The sequence below is a fragment of the Caballeronia eucalypticola genome, from assembly GCF_047608185.1.
GTDB lineage: Bacteria > Pseudomonadota > Gammaproteobacteria > Burkholderiales > Burkholderiaceae > Caballeronia.
On the sequence record NZ_JBLKRU010000010.1, the window covers coordinates 180,472 to 196,407 of the forward strand.

The 15,936-nt window shown below is 60.1% G+C and carries 14 protein-coding genes; all 14 read left to right on the forward strand.

What is annotated here, in order from left to right:
• Positions 1-7 precede the first annotated feature (7 nt).
• The 14 genes from ACMX25_RS14555 (at position 8) to ACMX25_RS14620 (ending at position 15,846) form a co-directional block, all read left to right on the forward strand.
• The gene (locus tag ACMX25_RS14555; protein ID WP_414950646.1) at positions 8-1,675 is read left to right on the forward strand and encodes a GMC family oxidoreductase; all 1,668 of its coding nucleotides are present in this window, start codon (positions 8-10) and stop codon (positions 1,673-1,675) included.
• A 118-nt stretch (positions 1,676-1,793) separates the two neighbouring features.
• The gene (locus ACMX25_RS14560) at positions 1,794-2,873 is read left to right on the forward strand and encodes a sugar ABC transporter substrate-binding protein (protein ID WP_414950647.1); all 1,080 of its coding nucleotides are present in this window, start codon (positions 1,794-1,796) and stop codon (positions 2,871-2,873) included.
• Complete coding sequence (locus ACMX25_RS14565; protein WP_414950648.1) at positions 2,870-3,889, forward strand: ABC transporter permease; 1,020 nt, start codon at positions 2,870-2,872, stop codon at positions 3,887-3,889. The genes ACMX25_RS14560 and ACMX25_RS14565 overlap by 4 nt, the downstream gene beginning before the upstream one ends.
• Before the next feature lie 16 nt (positions 3,890-3,905).
• On the forward strand, positions 3,906-5,405 hold the full coding sequence (locus ACMX25_RS14570; RefSeq protein ID WP_414950649.1) for a sugar ABC transporter ATP-binding protein: 1,500 nt from the start codon (positions 3,906-3,908) through the stop codon (positions 5,403-5,405).
• Positions 5,406-5,412: 7 nt separating this feature from the next.
• The gene (locus ACMX25_RS14575; protein WP_414950650.1) at positions 5,413-6,372 is read left to right on the forward strand and encodes an ABC transporter permease; all 960 of its coding nucleotides are present in this window, start codon (positions 5,413-5,415) and stop codon (positions 6,370-6,372) included.
• Positions 6,373-6,422: 50 nt separating this feature from the next.
• Complete coding sequence (locus ACMX25_RS14580) at positions 6,423-7,172, forward strand: electron transfer flavoprotein subunit beta/FixA family protein (protein WP_414950651.1); 750 nt, start codon at positions 6,423-6,425, stop codon at positions 7,170-7,172.
• Between the two features lie 13 nt (positions 7,173-7,185).
• On the forward strand, positions 7,186-8,118 hold the full coding sequence (locus tag ACMX25_RS14585; protein WP_414950652.1) for an electron transfer flavoprotein subunit alpha/FixB family protein: 933 nt from the start codon (positions 7,186-7,188) through the stop codon (positions 8,116-8,118).
• Between the two features lie 31 nt (positions 8,119-8,149).
• Positions 8,150-9,157, forward strand: coding sequence for a Gfo/Idh/MocA family protein (locus tag ACMX25_RS14590; protein WP_414950653.1), 1,008 nt, complete (start codon positions 8,150-8,152; stop codon positions 9,155-9,157).
• Positions 9,157-9,954 (forward strand): shikimate dehydrogenase family protein, encoded by a 798-nt coding sequence (locus ACMX25_RS14595; protein ID WP_414950654.1) that lies wholly within the window; start codon positions 9,157-9,159, stop codon positions 9,952-9,954. The genes ACMX25_RS14590 and ACMX25_RS14595 overlap by 1 nt, the downstream gene beginning before the upstream one ends.
• Positions 9,955-10,197: 243 nt before the next feature.
• Positions 10,198-11,220, forward strand: a complete 1,023-nt coding sequence (locus ACMX25_RS14600; RefSeq protein ID WP_414950655.1) for an aldo/keto reductase — start codon at positions 10,198-10,200, stop codon at positions 11,218-11,220.
• 124 nt (positions 11,221-11,344) lie between these two features.
• Positions 11,345-12,367: a zinc-dependent alcohol dehydrogenase gene (locus tag ACMX25_RS14605; protein WP_414950656.1), complete on the forward strand. Its 1,023-nt coding sequence runs from the start codon at positions 11,345-11,347 to the stop codon at positions 12,365-12,367.
• A 40-nt stretch (positions 12,368-12,407) separates the two neighbouring features.
• Positions 12,408-13,886, forward strand: a complete 1,479-nt coding sequence (locus ACMX25_RS14610; RefSeq protein ID WP_414950657.1) for a sugar ABC transporter ATP-binding protein — start codon at positions 12,408-12,410, stop codon at positions 13,884-13,886.
• A gap of 2 nt (positions 13,887-13,888) precedes the next feature.
• Entirely contained in the window at positions 13,889-14,881 is a 993-nt protein-coding gene (locus tag ACMX25_RS14615; protein ID WP_414950658.1) for an ABC transporter permease, read from the forward strand.
• Positions 14,882-14,904: 23 nt separating this feature from the next.
• Entirely contained in the window at positions 14,905-15,846 is a 942-nt protein-coding gene (locus ACMX25_RS14620) for a substrate-binding domain-containing protein (protein ID WP_414950659.1), read from the forward strand.
• The last annotated feature ends 90 nt before the right edge of the window (positions 15,847-15,936 follow it).

The window sequence follows — 15,936 nt, forward strand, 5'->3', positions numbered from 1 at the left end:
GACAGCAATGTATGACTATGTGATCGTAGGTGGCGGCGCTGCGGGTTGTGCGTTGGCGGCTCGCCTGAGCGAGGACGCAAACATCCGGGTGCTGCTGCTTGAGGCCGGCCCGGCCGACACCGACCCGTACATTCATATGCCGGTGGGGTTCTTCAAGATGACCAGCGGCCCGTTGACATGGGGTTATCACACTGCGGCGGTGGCGGAAACACAGAAGCGGCAGATTCCCTTCGCCCAGGGCCGCGTGCTCGGGGGCGGCGGTTCGATCAATGCGATGGTCTATACGCGCGGCCAAGCTGCCGACTATGACGGCTGGGAGCGCGATGGCTGCACCGGTTGGGGCTTTCGCGACGGCGTTCTTCCGTACTTGCGCCGCATGGAAGACAACGAGCGCCTGTGTAACGAGTATCACGGCGTGGGCGGCCCGCTCGGTGTGTCGGATCTGATCACGGTCAACGAGTTGACGAAGGCTTTTGTCCTCGCCGGGCAGGAAGCAGGCATGCCGCACAACAGTGACTTCAACGGTGCGCAGCAGGCAGGCGTCGGCGTATATCAGGTGACGCAACGCAATGGCAAACGCTGCAGCGCGGCAGTGGGCTATCTGCGCGATGCGCGCCCAAGACCCAATCTCACGATTCGCACCGACTGCCTTGTGTCACGCGTGGTGATCGAGAACAGCCGTGCAGTGGGTGTTGAGTTTGCGCCGCGCGGCGAACGCGCGAACGTGGAAATCGCGCGCGCCGAACGTGAGGTGATCGTCACTGCCGGCGCGATAGGTTCGCCGAAGCTGCTGATGCTCTCCGGCATCGGCCGTCCGGAGGATCTGGAGCGGGCGGGCATCAAGCCCGTGCATGCGTTGAGCGGTGTCGGTCAGAATCTGCAAGATCACTTTGACATCGATATTGTCTACGAACTCAACGGTCCTTATAGCCTCGACAAGTACGCGAAGAAGCACATGATGCTGCTTGCCGGCCTGGAGTACAAACTGTTCAACAAAGGGCCGGTCACGTCGAACATAGCTGAAGGTGGCGCGTTCTGGTATTCGGACAGCAGCGTGCCGACACCGGATCTGCAGTTTCATTTCCTGCCGGGGGCGGGTGTCGAGGCCGGCGTGCCGCCGGTGCCGTCAGGTTCGGGCTGCACGCTCAATTCATATTTCCTGCGGCCGCACAGCCGGGGCAGCGTCACGTTGCACAGTGCTGATCCGGCCGATGCACCGGTGATCGATCCTGCTTACATTCGTGATCCTTATGATCTCAAGGTCGCCGTCGAGGGTATCCGTCAGAGCCGCGAAATCATGAGTCAGGGCGCGTTGCGCAAGTACATCAAGAGCGAGCACTTCCCCGGAGGCAAGGTTCGTTCGCAGGCTGAGTACGAGTTGTATGCGAAGCAGTACGGGCGCACCGGCTATCACCCCGTGGGTACGTGCAAGATGGGCGTCGATGAAGCATCGGTCGTTGATCCGCAACTGCGCGTACATGGCATCGTGGGTTTGCGAGTCGCGGATTCGTCAGTCATGCCGCGTATTGTCAGCTCGAACACGAACGCTCCCACGTTGATGATTGCCGAGAAGGCCGCTGACCTGGTCCGCGGCCGGGTGGCGCAACCGTCCCACGTGTCGGGGCGGCTCGCGAGCACCGCAGGTCACAAGAAGCATGAAACAGCGGCCGCCTGAACACGGTCACCACACAGGAACAAGGAGGCTCGCACACAGTGCAGCCTTCCCGTTTCCAGTAAATATCTGGTTATTTATCCATCCCTGATAACAGGGTTTTTTGCTCGGAGGAGACATCATGTTCAAACAAGACCAGCGCGCAGGCGTTTCACGACGCGACTTCATCAAACTCGGCGCAGGCGCCGCCATCGCCGTGGCTGGTGGCGGGGTGTCGGGTCTTTCGTTCGGTGCAGAGCAGACCACGCTCGCCTGTTCGTTTCGCTCACTGACCAACCCCTACTACACCGCATTCAACAAGGGCGCCCAGAACTTTGCCAAAAGCGTTGGGCTGCCCTATGTGCCGCTCACCACGGAAGGCAGCTCGGAAAAAGGTATTGCTGACATTCGTGCACTGCTGCAGAAGACAGGCGGCAACCTCGTCCTCAATATCGACCCGAACGATTCCGCGGACGCAAGGGTCATCGTCGAGACATGCCAGAAGGCCGGCGCGTACGTGACAACGATCTGGAACAAGCCAAAAGACCTGCATCCGTGGGACTTCAACCCGAACTACGTCGCGCATCTTTCATTCGATGGCGTGGCATACGGCGAGGCGACCGCGACCGAACTGTTCAAGGCCATGGGCGGCAAGGGCGGTGTCGTGGCGCTCGGCGGTATTTTCAGCAACGTGCCGGCCATTGAACGCAAGGCAGGGCTGATGGCCGCGTTGAAGAAGTTTCCGGGTATCGAGTTGCTGGATTTCCAGGTTGCCGACTGGGATTCGCAAAAGGCTTTCCCGATCATGCAGGCCTGGCTGACTCGCTTCAACTCGAAGGTGAAGGGCGTGTGGGCAGCCAACGACGACATGGCGCTCGGCGCGATCGAAGCGCTCCGTGCCGAAGGACTCGCGGGTCAGTTGCCGGTGTCCGGAATGGATGGCACCACGCCCGGCCTCGCGGCCGTCAAGGTGGGGGAACTCGTGACAACGGTCGACTGGGACCCTTATTGGCTGGGCGGCATTGGCCTGTCGATGGGTCTTCAGGCGAAGAGCAAAAAGGTCGATGTCGCGACCTTGCCCAAGGACCAGCGCGAGTCGTTCTGCAAGGCGACGCTCGTGACGAAGCTCAATGTTCAGACGGTGATTGCCCGCGAGTCGGCGCCAAGCATTGACTGGACCAACCTTTATGCCCGAGTGGCGGGACCCGTGGTGTATCGATGAACAAGCTCACCGCAGCGCCTACCCGGCAGGCCATACGCTTACCAACAACCGGGACCCGGTTCGTTTCGACGCGCGCACTGGTACGACGATTTTCGCCGCTACTGGTTCTCCTGGCGCTTGGCGTATGCATCGGCGCGTTCAATCACGATTTTTTCGACCCGATGAACCTGTCGAGAATCGCGATCGCCGCCGCCATCCCGCTCACCATCGCACTGGGTGGAACCTTCGTCATTCAGCTCGGCAGCATTGATTTGTCGGCGGAAGGCATTGTGGCGGTCTCGGCCATTACCGTGTCGATGCTCGTTGAGAACTCGTACAACGACAATCACTTCGGGCTGTGGGTGCTGGCGGTGGCGATTGCCGCGGGGGCGGTCCTGGGGCTTACCAACGGCGTGCTGCATGTGTTCCTGCGCATCCCGTCGTTCATCACCACGCTGGCGGTCGGTTTTGTCGCGTCGGGGATCGGAACGGCATGGTTGTCAGGCAATACGATCCGCGTCAGCGACACGGCGCTGCGTTCGATCTCGATCACGCGCTACTTCGGCCTGCCGTTATCCGTGTGGATCGCGGTGCTGTCGCTTGGCGTGGCGTGGTTCATCTACCGGCATACGCTGTTGGGTCGTCACACCCTGGCTATTGGCGGCGGAGAGGATCTCGCCCGCCTGAGCGGCGTGAGGGTCAGCCGTGTGCGCATCGCCATATTCGCGCTGGCCGGCGCCTTTTACGGGGTGGCAGGCATTCTCTCCGTCGCGCAATACGGGCAGGGTCATGCGCTCATAGCCAATGGGCAATTGTTCGTCGCCATTACGGCAATCGTCGTAGGCGGAACATCGCTCGCCGGCGGCAACGGCAGTCCGATGAACACGCTGATCGGCACGCTCGTGGTGGTGGTGCTCGCCAACGGCATGGTTCTGCTCGGCGTGCCTCCCTATGTTCAGCAGGGGATCCAGGGAGTCCTGATTATCGTCGCCGTTACGTTAGCGCTTAATCGCTCGCGTCGGCGCATCGTCAAGTAAGTGCCGGAGAATAGACATGCTTGTACTGAAGAACGTCACCAAACGCTTTCCCGGCGTGCTTGCCCTGGACGATGTATCCATCGAAATCAGGCCGAACGAGATTGTTGGCCTGATCGGCGAGAACGGCGCGGGCAAGTCCACGCTCATGAAACTGCTCACGGGCGCGTACCACCAGGACACCGGCGAGATCATGCTCAACGGCCAGCCGCTTGTGATTCGTAACCCGCGCGACGCCACTTCGAAGGGCATCGCGATGGTGTACCAGGAACAGTCGATCCTGCCCAACCTGACCGTTGCCGAGAATCTGTTCCTGGGTCGCGAAGAGGACTTTGTTAGCTTCGGGCGCCTGAACTGGACGAAGCTCAAGCGCGCTGCGCGCAAAGAGCTTGCGACGGTGCATCTGGACGTCGATCCGCTGACGCTGTGCGAGGACCTGTCGTTTGGTCAGCGCCAGATGGTGGAGCTGGCGCGAGCCCTTTCGCTCGCGAGCCGGACCGGCGGCACGCCGGTCATTCTTCTCGATGAACCCACCTCGGTACTCGAGGCCGCAGAGATCGAGATTCTGTTTCGGCTCGTGGGCGAACTCAAGTCGCGCGCTTCGTTCGTGTTTGTCTCGCATCGGCTGGACGAACTCTTGTCGCTTAGCGACCGCGTGTACGTGATGAAGGACGGCAAGGTGGTCGCCGAAATGCCGGCGGCCAGTGCGTCAGTGGCGAAGCTGCACGAATTGATGGTGGGCCGTTCGATGCACGGCGAGTACTACCGCGAGAACCTGCAAAAACCCTGTCGCCGCGAGGTGGCGCTTTCGGTGAGCCACGCATCGCTTGGTCACGCGTTGAACGATGTGTCGTTCGAGGTCTGTAACGGCGAGGTGTTCGGCGTGGCGGGGGTGGTCGGTTCAGGTCGCGAAGAACTCTGCCGCGTGATCGCGGGGCTCGAAAAACTAGACAGCGGAGAGGTGATCGTGGGCACGACTCGTCTCAGGCCGCAGGCGACTCATGCCGTCGCGCTCGGGATCGGATACGTCCCGCGCGAGCGAAAGGTGGAAGGGCTCGTGACCCAGATGAGCGTGGCTCAAAACCTCACGTTGCCGCGTCTGGGCGCAGTCAGCCGCGCCGGTATTGTGCAGAAGGCGGGCGAACGCTTGATTGCGTCCGAGTGGATCCAACGTCTGCGGATCAAGACGCCAGGCCCTGACGCGTCCTGCCGCAACTTGTCAGGCGGCAATCAGCAGAAGGTGGTGCTGGCGAAATGGCGCTTTGCGGGCAGCCGGATTCTCGTGCTCGATCACCCCACGCGCGGCCTGGATGTTGGTGCGAAGGAGGAGGTCTATCAGCTCATCCGCGAATTGAGCGCGGAGGGCGTTGCCGTGGTGCTCACCGGCGACACCCTCGAAGAAATTCTCGGTCTCAGCCACCGCGTGATGGTGATGCGCGACGGGCGCGCCCAAACCATCCTGCCGTGCGTTGTCGGGCAAAAGCCCTCGCAGGTCGAAATCGTAGAACACATGGTCTGAGGTCAACATGCCACATCTGAACGCAACTCTCAAAGCGAAGCTTGGCGAAAACGCGCCTTTCGTCGCCCTGGTCGCACTGTATTTGCTGATTGAAATAGCGCAGCCAAGTTTCCTTGCGCCGTCGACGCAGCTAGGCTTGCTGGCCGACAGTTCCACGTTGTTCATCATGGCGGCCGGCACGACGTTCGTGGTGCTGCTCGGCAGCATCGACCTGTCATTGCAGGCGGTCGCGTCGCTCTCGAGCGTGATCGTCGCCATGTTGCTGCCGCGTTATGGCGCCTTGGCGGCAGTGATTGCGCTCGCCGCGTCGTTTGGGATTGGCTTGCTGAGCGGTGTGATACAGACCGTGCTAAGGATTCCTTCATTTATTGCGACGCTCGCCGTGGGCGGGATCGCATCAGCGGCTGCGCTGACGCTATCGGGTACGCGCTCGATCGGGATCAGCGACGAGATGCGCAACGCGTCGCTTGGCTGGACCACTGGTTCCTCGTTCGGCGTGCCGCACGAGATCCTGCTCGGCGTCGCGGTGTTCGCATTTTGCCTGTTCCTGCATCGCTCGACCGTGTTCGGGCGGCACGTTGATGCCATAGGCGCGGGCGAGCCTGCGGCTATCGCGTCGGGCTTGCGTGTGCCGCGGACCAAGTGCCTGGTGTTCGCCACGTCGTCGTTTTTTGCCGGGCTCGCTGGCGTTGTGATGGCCGGACGCCTGGGTAGCGGATCGCCCACGCTGGCGAACCAGTTCCTGCTGCCCGCCATTGCCGCGGTGATTGTCGGCGGGACTGCGCTAACCGGCGGATCGGGAGGCATTGCGCGAACGCTGGTCGGCGCGTTGCTGGTATCGGTTGCGCGAGTTGGCATGACCTTTGTGGGTATCAGCGTGTTTGCGCAGCAGATCGTGTTCGGGGTGATCCTGATCATTGCAGTGACTGTTGCCTTCGACCGCTCGAAGGTACTGATCATCAAGTGAATTCTGATCCGGTTGCTTCTAGCCGGTTTTTATTGAGGGAGTTGTTGCAGATGAAAATTCTGGTGCCAGTCAAGCGTGTGGTTGACTACAACGTGAAGGTACGCGTGAAATCAGACGGTAGCGGCGTGGATGTCGCGAACGTGAAGATGTCCATGAATCCATTCGATGAGATCGCGGTGGAAGAGGCGGTACGTCTGAAGGAAGCGGGGGTAGCGTTGGAGGTCATTGTCGTGTCTTGCGGCGTGACGCAATGCCAGGAAACGTTGCGCACGGCGCTGGCGATCGGCGCGGATCGCGCAATCCTGATCGAGTCATCAGAAGAGTTGCAGCCGCTCGCGGTGGCAAAACTTCTGAAGGCGCTGATCGACAAGGAACAGCCATCGCTGATTATCCTCGGCAAGCAGGCCATTGACGACGATTCGAACCAGACGGGCCAGATGCTGGCGGCGCTTGCTGGATTGCCACAAGCCACCTTTGCGTCAAAGGTGGTGGTGGCCGACGGCCGGGCAATCATTTCGCGTGAAGTCGATGGCGGGTCGGAAACGCTGTCCCTGAGCTTGCCAGCCGTGATTACCACGGATCTGGGTCTGAATGAGCCGCGTTACGTGACGCTGCCCAACATCATGAAAGCGAAGAAAAAGCCACTGGAAACGTTCAAACCCGTAGAACTGGGTGTTGATGTGACACCGCGCCTGAAGATCCTGAAGGTTGTCGAGCCGCCGCAACGCGCGGCTGGTGCGAAAGTGCCGGATGTAAAGACGCTGGTTGAGAAGCTAAAGAGCGAAGCCAAGGTGTTGTGAGGAGATGGACGAAATGACGAATCTGGTAATTGCTGAACACGATGGTTTATCGATCAAGCCCGCAACGTTGAACACGATTGCAGTCGCTCAAAAGATGGGTGACGACATTCACGTGCTGGTTGCGGGTCACAACGCGCAGGCTGCAGCGGATGCAGCAGCGAGAATCGCTGGTGTTTCAAAGGTGCTGCTGGCCGACGCCCCGCAACTCGAAGCGGGTCTGGCGGAAAATATCGAAGCAACGGTGCTCGGGATTGCGAGGGACTACACACACATCCTTGTGCCGGCCACCGCCTATGGCAAGAATATCGCGCCGCGCATTGCCGCGAAGCTGGACGTCGCGCAGATCAGCGACATTACTGCAGTGGTCAGCGCCGATACCTTCGAGCGCCCGATCTATGCAGGCAATGCGATCGCGACAGTTCAATTGACTGATCCGATCAAGGTGATCACGGTCCGCGCAACCGGTTTCGACGCCGTTGCAGCAGAAGGCGGCAGCGCAACGATCGAGATAATCGAAGCCGCACCAGACACCGGCCTGTCACGGTTCGTGAACCGTGAAGTGACGAAGCTGGACCGTCCGGAGCTTACGTCGGCGAAGATCATCGTTTCGGGTGGCCGCGGTTTGGGCAACGGCGAAAACTACAAGAAGGTTCTGGAACCGCTAGCCGACAAGCTGAACGCAGCACTGGGGGCATCGCGCGCCGCGGTCGACGCGGGCTTCGTGCCGAACGACTATCAGGTTGGCCAGACCGGCAAGATCGTCGCGCCGCAGTTGTACATTGCCATCGGAATCTCGGGTGCCATCCAGCATCTGGCGGGCATGAAGGACTCAAAGGTCATCGTAGCAATCAATAAGGATGACGAAGCACCGATCTTCAGCGTTGCCGATTATGGTCTTGTCGGCGATCTGTTCGACACGGTGCCCGCGCTGACCGCGTCGGTCTAACGCGATCCCTAATCCCAACAGGGACGCCAGAATGCACAAGACCCGAATTGCAATCGTAGGCGTCGGCCTCGCCGCCACACCCCACGCGCTCGCGCTCAACGACCTGCGCGACCAAGTAGAAGTGGTTAGTGTGGTGGGCCGCTCGCGTGAACGGCTCGAGCCATTTGCGCATCAGTATGGCTTCCCACTCGGTGAATCGTACGAGCGTGTGCTTAAAGATCCCGGTGTCGACGCCGTTCTGATCTTGACGCCGCCGCACACGCATCTCGATCTTGTCCTGCGAGCTGCGGCAGCGCGCAAACATGTGTTGCTTGAAAAGCCGCTGGACATCTCGACTTCACGCGCTGAAGTTCTGGTGCAAGCATGCTACGACGCTGGCGTGCGTCTCGGTGTCGTGTTTCAGAACCGTTTCCGACCTGCCGTGCAGCGGCTTGCTGCTTTGGTTCACGGCGGCGCGCTCGGTCCGCTCGCTTATGTGGGACTCGATCTGCGCTGGTGGCGTCCGCAGTCTTACTACGACGAACCCGGCAGGGGCACCTATGCTCGCGATGGCGGCGGCGTACTGATGACGCAAGCGATCCATTCGCTGGATCTGCTGATGTGGCTGGCGGGCGACGTGTCGTCCGTGACGGGCATAACCGCGACGACCTTGTTGCATTCGATGGAAGCTGAGGACTTCGCAAGCGCCGCCCTCAGATTTGAAAGTGGCGCGTCCGGTTATGTGCTTGCGACCGCCGCGGCGTTTCCCGGCTTTCCTGAACGCATTGAAGTGGCCGGCAAAAACGGCACGGCGGCGCTCGAAGGAAGCGCTCTGCGCGTGGTCTTCCAGGATGGCCGCACCGATGAATTTCGCGATCCGTCTTCTTCGGGCTTCAGTGCGAAGCCGATGGACTTTTCTCATACCGCGCATCGTGAGTTGATCAAGGATTTTTGCGCGGCTATCCGCGAGGATCGGGCACCTTCCATTGTTGGCGAAGACGCACTGCGCGTGCAACGGTTGATTGAACGTATCACGCTTCGGCACGGGGGCACATCCTGATGCAGATCGACGGAGACACAAGGATCGTCGCTATCGTGGGCGACCCCATCGGGCAGGCGAAATCGCCCGAACTGTTCAACGCGCTGTTCGAGCGGCACGACGTCAATGCCGTACTGATTCCGCTGCAGGTCCCGCCCGCGAAACTCGGTGCTGTACTCGAAGGCTTGCGGAGCATCGTCAACCTGGCGGGCGTGGTCGTTACCGTGCCGCACAAGATTGCTGCAGCCGCTTACGCTGCGGACTTGTCCGAGGCGGCCCGGCAGACCGGCAGCGTCAACTGTCTGCGCCGGGAAGCGGACGGCACGTGGGCGGCCGCCATGTTTGATGGCGTCGGCTTTGTGCAGGGACTCCATGCCTGCAACCATGTGGTGCGCGACAAGTCGGTGCTGCTTGTTGGAACCGGCGGCGCAGGCGCGGGAGTCGCACACGCCCTGGTCGATGCGGGAGTCGCGTCGCTTGATCTGTTCGATAGCAACACCCAATCGCTGCAACGCCTGGAAGATGCACTGCGCTCGCGTCGCACGTCTACGCTGATCCGCCGAAGCGCTCCGGTCGCGCAGGCGACACACGATCTGATCGTCAACGCGACGCCATGCGGGATGCGCACGAGCGATCCGCTACCGATCGATTTGACTGGAGCGAGTCCGAACGCAGTGGTGGCGGACCTCATCATGAAACCCGCACAAACGCGCCTGCTTGAAGACGCCTCGGCGCGCGGCCTCGCTACGCATCCGGGCCGTCATCTACTCGAAAGCTCGGTGGACGTGATGGCCGCTTTTCTGCGGCTTATGCCCTGATCATGTACGCGCCAGGGCCGCTGCAATGACGCAACTGTAAGTGCCTGATCGAAAGTTGCACAAAGCCGCAGGAAGTCAGGGAAAACCCGCTTGATAGATGTTTCGCAGCGGCCTAATATCATTTCTAAGTAACCATCTGGTGAGTTACTAAAGTTTGGATCGGATGGGCAACTGAACTCATGGAAACAACTACTTCGCACAGGCCGGGCAAGCGCCAACTCTGGTCGACACAGGAGACAAGGAATGGATCCAGTAGCAAAACGTAAATGGCCGCGCTCAGGGCTCGAAACCACTGTGATGGGTTTTGGCGCTGCGCCGATCGGCAATATCTTCAGGCCGATCAGTGAAGAGGATTCGGCCGCCTTGCTCAAGGCAGCGTGGGACGCAGGCGTGCGCTACTTCGACACCGCCCCCATGTACGGCCACGGTCTAAGCGAAGCGCGCTGCGGGCAGGGACTGCGCTGGTATCCGCGTGAAGAGTTTGTACTGTCGACCAAGGTTGGACGCATTCTGAAGCCGCGCAAGCGCGCCGAGATCAACTTCGCTCCGTGGATTGACGGGTTGCCGTTCGAACCTGTTTTCGACTACAGCTATGACGGCACGATGCGGTCGATCGAAGACAGCCTGCAGCGGCTCGCGCTGGAACATATCGACATTGCGCTGATTCACGACATCGACGTATTTACACATGGCAAGCGTCAGCCTGAGATGTTCGAGGCTGCCATGGCTGGTGCCTCGAAAGCACTGCTAAAGCTTCGGGACGAAGGCGTCGTGAAAGCGGTGGGTCTTGGTGTCAACGAGTGGCAGGTCGCACACGAAGCGATCCGCCGGCAAGATTTCGACTGCCTGCTGCTGGCGGGCCGCTACACCTTGCTCGAACAGGATGCGCTGGACGGTTTCCTGCCCCTGTGCGAGGAGCGGCAAGTCTCGGTGATTCTCGGGGGCGGTTATAACAGCGGCATTCTGGCAACGGGTGCGGTGGCAGGTGCGAAGTACAACTATGCACCTGCGCCTGAAGTGATCCTCGAACGCGTGCGCAAGATGGAGCAGGTATGTCACGAATACTCGGTGCCGCTCAAAGCGGCGGCGCTGCAATTCGTTTTGGGTCATCCTGCGATCCCGACCAACATTCCCGGCGTGCGAACGGTCGCGCAGCTGGAAGACAACCTCCAAACCTTCAGGGCTGACATTCCACCCGCGTTCTGGGCCGAGCTGAAGCGCCGCGAACTGATCCGCCAGGACGCCCCGACTCCTCAACAAACCTGACTGAAGAACCTGGCCGGGCTGGAACGAACTGTCCGGCTCGCCACCCGCCTTCCAGCCTCACCGCCGCGGTTCGCCATGCGGCAGAGGCGATGTCGTCCTTGCGTTTATCGACAGAGAGAAAGTCATGAAAGCTGCTGTACTCGTTGCGCCGAAGCAGTTCGAGTTGCGTGACGTGCCGATTCCTGAATGCGGCGCGTCCGATGTGTTGATCAAGGTAGAGCGCTGCGGTATCTGCGGCACCGACCTGCACATCTATCACGGCAACTACTCTGCTGATCGCCTGCCATTGATTCCGGGCCATGAATTTTCGGGGACGATCGCGGAGATGGGCTCAGATGTGCAAGGACTGCGCGTCGGCCAGCCGGTAACGGCCGATATCAACCTCGGTTGCCGCAGCTGCTTTTACTGCCGCAAGAATGAAATTCTCAATTGTCCGCAGATGGTTCAACTCGGTATTCACGTGAACGGCGGCATGGCTGAATACGTGCGGGTGCCGGCCTATGCCGTCGTTCCGTTGCCGGCTGCGATGTCGATCGAAGAGGGCGCGATGGTCGAACCGCTCTCATGCATCGTGCGTGCGTTTCGCAAGAGTCATTTGCGGCTGGGAGAAAGCGTGCTCGTCATCGGTGCAGGGCCGATCGGCCAGATGCATTTGCAGCTGGCGCTGCGTTCGGGCGCGGCACCGATCATCGTGGCCGAGCCTAACGCGCAGCGCGCGCAACTCGCGAAAGACCTCGGCGCGGATTTTGTCGTGGCCGACGCTGCGCAACTGGAAACCGCCGTGCGGGCCGCAACTGATGGCCGCGGTGTCGACGTCGCGATTGAGAGCGTCGGTTCGACTGATCTCTATGAAAGGGCGCTGGCGTTGATCCGCCCGGGCGGGCGTGTGATCGCATTCGGTTTGGCCAAGCCGGGCCACACGTTCCGAATTTCAGCGCTTGATTTCGTTCTGCGAGAGCAGGGCGTGCAGGCAAGTGTGGCAGGAATGGGCGACGACATGCACGAGGCAGCGACTCTACTCGGCTACAAGCGTATCGACGTAGCGCCGTTTCTCACTACGATCTATCGGCTCGACGATGTCGAACACGCATTCGCACGTCTCGCGGAAGACAAGAGCGTGCTGAAGATCCAGTTGCAAGTCGCCTGAGCGACCTATCTTCTCGCGTTGCCAACTCAAGAGGGGCGCCATGAATGCACTTGAAGTTAGAGGAATCAGCAAGGCTTACCCCGGTGTCCGCGCCCTTGATCAGATTGCCTTCGCGTGCAGCAAGGGGTCGGTCCATGCACTGGTCGGTGAGAACGGGGCAGGCAAATCGACGCTCATCAAGATCCTGAGTGGCGCCATTGCTCCAGACGAAGGTGAATTGCTGCTGGACGGAGAACCCTATGCGCCGGAGTCACCTGGTAAAGCGGCCGCAGCAGGCGTATCGACCATCTACCAGGAGTTCAATCTGATACCCGGATTGAACGTCGCAGAAAACATCTTCCTGGGGCGCGAGCGCGTCGGAGGCGGACTGCTTGAGAGCAAGTCCATGCGCCACGAAGCACAGGCGCTGCTGGAGCGTATTGGCGCGCCAATCGATGTCCGCCGGCGTGTCGGTACCTTGTCTGTCGCCGAGCAGCAGCTTGTGGAAATCGCCAAGTCGTTAGCCGTTTCCGCGCGTGTGCTGATCATGGACGAACCATCGGCAACGCTATCCGACCACGAAATGACATTGCTTTATAACGTGGTCAGAAAGCTCTCTAGCGAGGGCGTGACAATCATCTATGTCTCGCATCGGCTGGATGAAATTTTCGACCTCTGTGACACCTGCACGGTGATGAAGGACGGGCGCTCCGTGTGCACGCGGCCCGTCGCAGAACTTAACCGGGAGTCGTTGATCCGGCTCATGGTGGGTCGTGAACTCGATACACGCTTTCCAGAAAAGCGGCCGGTAACGACCGGCGAGATCGTGCTTGAGGTCGAGGGTCTGCGTCTGGAAGAACGGGTGCGGGACATGACCTTTAGCGTCCGTGCGGGGGAAGTGGTGGGTCTTGCCGGACTCGTTGGTGCAGGCAGGACAGAGGTTGCCAGAGCAATCTTCGGCCTCGAGAACATCGCCGCTGGCCGCATCTCGTTCCGGGGCCAAAGCCATCGGCCGCAATCTCCGTCGCAGGCTATCGCGGCGGGCATTGCGCTTGTTCCGGAAGATCGCAAGTTGCAAGGACTCGTGCTGGGCTTGAGCATTCGCGAGAACGCCATCTTGCCCACGTTGCGCAGCATCTGCCGGTTAGGTTTTGTCGAAAGCCGCAGGGAACGGGAACGGGTCGCAAAAGTCTGCAAGCAACTAGCGGTATCGGCCTCGAGCGTGGAAGTGCCGGTCGTGACGCTTTCCGGTGGCAACCAGCAAAAAGTGGTCTTCGGCAAATGGATGGCGAGTTCCTTTTCGCTGCTGATTCTGGATGAGCCAACACGCGGCGTAGACGTGGGCGCGAAGACCGAGTTTTATCGGCTCATTGATGAAATTGCACGATCAGGTAAAGCAGTACTCCTGATTTCTTCTGAATTGCCGGAATTGATCGGTATGGCGGATCGCATTGTCGGCGTCCGCGACGGCGTGGTCACGGGTGAGGCCATGGCGCTCGGATCAACCGAAGAGTCCGTTCTACAAATGATTGCGAGGTAATCATGGCCCTGGCCAAATCACTACCGAATGTTAATTCCAGCGAGCGTTTCTCCAACAACGCATACCATCGTATCGAACTGTTTCAGCGGTACGGCATCCTGGCAATTTTTCTGTTGCTCTGCGTCGCAGCATCGTTGTCGTCACCGTTCTTTCTTACTCCTGACAATCTGCTAAACGTAGTGAGACAAGTGTCGGTAGTTGGTCTGACTGCCCTGGGCATGACATTCGTCATCCTCACCGCTGGCATCGACCTGTCGGTCGGGTCGATCCTCGCGTTGACGACGCTTGCTGTTGCGGGCCTTAAACCGTACGGGCCTGTTGCATCGCTTGCCGGCGGACTTGCTGTCGCTCTGGCCTGCGGCTGGCTGAACGGTTTCATCACGACCAAAGGACGCATCCAGCCGTTCATTGTCACCCTCGGCATGATGACGGCGCTCGTTGGTGTCGGTCTGGCTTATTCCGATGGCCAACCGGTGATCGGCGTGCCTGTTTCACTCGGATGGATTGGCCGCGGCCGGCTCGGCGGTATTCCGGTGCAAGCCATCCTGTTCATCCTGATGGCGCTGGCCTCGGTCGTGATCCTGAAGAAGACACGCTACGGGCGGCATGTCTACGCGGTGGGCGGCAACGTTGAAGCGGCGCGCCTCTCGGGTGTCGCTGTTGATCGGGTACGGGTGATCGCGTACTGCTTGTCCGGGTTCTTCGCCGGACTCGGCGGCATCGTCATGGCGGCGCAATTGAACATTGGGGAGGCCAATCTCGGCAAAGGCCTCGAACTCGACGCAATCGCGGCGGTCGTCGTTGGCGGGACGAGTCTTGCCGGCGGCGCGGGCGGGATTGGCGGGACGATCATCGGTGTGCTGCTGATCGGCGTGCTCAACAACTTGCTCAACCTTCTTAACATCCCGGCTTACACACAGTTGATCGTGAAGGGCGCAATCATCGTGATAGCCGTCCTGATTCACGCTCAGCTCAGCCGTTCCAGGGGCCGATAGGTACCCGACACACAGGAGACGAAATGAAACACTCAACCATTGCGCATGCCTTGACTGCGGCGACACTGTTGTTCAGTGCCATGGGTGCGGCGTGGGCCGCGCCGGACACAATAGGGCTGTCGCAGGAGAGTCTGGACCACCCCTGGCTCGCAAATCAGCGCAAGCAGATCGAAGCAGCTTCTAATACTGCTGGCGTCAGGCTTCTTGCCACTGACGGACAGGGAAATGTAGCGACTCAGATCGCCGGCATTGAGGATATGCAGTCGAAGGGGATCAAGCTGCTGCTGGTTCAGGCGGGCAAGGCGGAGGGCCTGCGTCAGGAGTTGCAGAGTCTGAAAGAACGCGGCATTCCGTACATGTTCGTTGGCAAGCCAATCGAAAATGCTGGCGCAATCACCATGGTCTCGGGAGATAACCGCGGGCTGGGTGCCGACGCCGGGCAATTCTTTGTCGACAGCCTGGCTCAGAAGAACGGCAAGCCCAAAGGTAATGTCGTGGTTATTGAAGGCATTCCCGGGGACGAGACATCACTTAATCGGGTCGGCGGTTTTTTGTCCGTCGTGAAGAAATATCCCGACGTCAAGATCGTTGCGTCGCAGCCTGGCGATTACCGTAGGCCCAAAGCGTATGAGGTCATGCAAAACATCCTTCAGGCGCATCCGCAAGGCACGATCGACATGGTGTTCGCCGCGAACGGTGAGATGGCGCTTGGCGCGATCCAGGCGATCAAGGAGAGCGGGCGGTCCAAGGAGATCAAGGTAACCGGGCTCGACGGGCAGAAAGAGGAGTTCGACGCAATCCGGGCGGGAGATGAATCGGCGACATGGCTGTATCCGCCGGCCGGCACTGAAGGCATGGCCGTTGCGCTCAAAATTCTGAAAGGCGAAAAGGTACCGCCCAAAATTGTTTTGCCGACGGTGCGCGTGACGAAGGAGAACGTCGACACGGTCAAGCCAGCGTTTTAGTTTCGGACCCTGGGACTTACGCGCTGCTTTTGTAGCAGGGACGTCGAATTGATCGACCTTCAAACTGGTGTCGGCAAACGGAAATGCGAG

Excerpts from the sequence above, each read along its gene's own strand:
- ACMX25_RS14555 (WP_414950646.1), top strand. The coding sequence starts at position 8 with ATGTATGACTATGTGATCGTAGGTGGCGGCGCTGCGGGTTGTGCGTTG.
- ACMX25_RS14560 (WP_414950647.1), top strand. The coding sequence starts at position 1,794 with ATGTTCAAACAAGACCAGCGCGCAGGCGTTTCACGACGCGACTTCATC.
- ACMX25_RS14565 (WP_414950648.1), top strand. The coding sequence starts at position 2,870 with ATGAACAAGCTCACCGCAGCGCCTACCCGGCAGGCCATACGCTTACCA.
- ACMX25_RS14570 (WP_414950649.1), top strand. The coding sequence starts at position 3,906 with ATGCTTGTACTGAAGAACGTCACCAAACGCTTTCCCGGCGTGCTTGCC.
- ACMX25_RS14575 (WP_414950650.1), top strand. The coding sequence starts at position 5,413 with ATGCCACATCTGAACGCAACTCTCAAAGCGAAGCTTGGCGAAAACGCG.
- ACMX25_RS14580 (WP_414950651.1), top strand. The coding sequence starts at position 6,423 with ATGAAAATTCTGGTGCCAGTCAAGCGTGTGGTTGACTACAACGTGAAG.
- ACMX25_RS14585 (WP_414950652.1), top strand. The coding sequence starts at position 7,186 with ATGACGAATCTGGTAATTGCTGAACACGATGGTTTATCGATCAAGCCC.
- ACMX25_RS14590 (WP_414950653.1), top strand. The coding sequence starts at position 8,150 with ATGCACAAGACCCGAATTGCAATCGTAGGCGTCGGCCTCGCCGCCACA.
- ACMX25_RS14595 (WP_414950654.1), top strand. The coding sequence starts at position 9,157 with ATGCAGATCGACGGAGACACAAGGATCGTCGCTATCGTGGGCGACCCC.
- ACMX25_RS14600 (WP_414950655.1), top strand. The coding sequence starts at position 10,198 with ATGGATCCAGTAGCAAAACGTAAATGGCCGCGCTCAGGGCTCGAAACC.
- ACMX25_RS14605 (WP_414950656.1), top strand. The coding sequence starts at position 11,345 with ATGAAAGCTGCTGTACTCGTTGCGCCGAAGCAGTTCGAGTTGCGTGAC.
- ACMX25_RS14610 (WP_414950657.1), top strand. The coding sequence starts at position 12,408 with ATGAATGCACTTGAAGTTAGAGGAATCAGCAAGGCTTACCCCGGTGTC.
- ACMX25_RS14615 (WP_414950658.1), top strand. The coding sequence starts at position 13,889 with ATGGCCCTGGCCAAATCACTACCGAATGTTAATTCCAGCGAGCGTTTC.
- ACMX25_RS14620 (WP_414950659.1), top strand. The coding sequence starts at position 14,905 with ATGAAACACTCAACCATTGCGCATGCCTTGACTGCGGCGACACTGTTG.